Source organism: Citrobacter sp. Cpo090 (assembly GCF_030332665.1).
GTDB lineage: Bacteria > Pseudomonadota > Gammaproteobacteria > Enterobacterales > Enterobacteriaceae > Citrobacter > Citrobacter portucalensis.
The window spans coordinates 1-249 of the sequence record NZ_JAOWHK010000015.1 but is presented as its reverse complement, the minus strand read 5'-3'; the positions used below and the strand labels follow the sequence as shown (position 1 = coordinate 249).

Below are 249 nucleotides of genomic sequence, written 5' to 3'. Positions count from 1 at the left end.
GAACGTTGCGCAGCAACGGCCCGGAGGGTGGCGGGCAGGACGCCCGCCATAAACTGCCAGGCATTAATTAAAGTGAAGAACCCCATCCTGACGGATGGGCTTTTTTGCGTCTGTGCGGGATGAAAACCGCCGGATGCGGTGTGCCGCCTTATCCGGCCTACAGGCGCTAGGCTGATTGTGTTTTGTAGGCCTGATAAGCGCAGCGCATCAGGCACATCACGACATCGCACCATCGGGTGCAAAGCCATA

Annotated in this window: 1 protein-coding gene; it reads right to left on the bottom strand. The window is 58.2% G+C overall.

Annotation, left to right across the window (positions count from 1 at the left end):
- A partial coding sequence (locus OGY83_RS00755; RefSeq protein ID WP_286634919.1) for a hypothetical protein occupies nt 1-249 on the bottom strand: 249 nt, incomplete at both ends.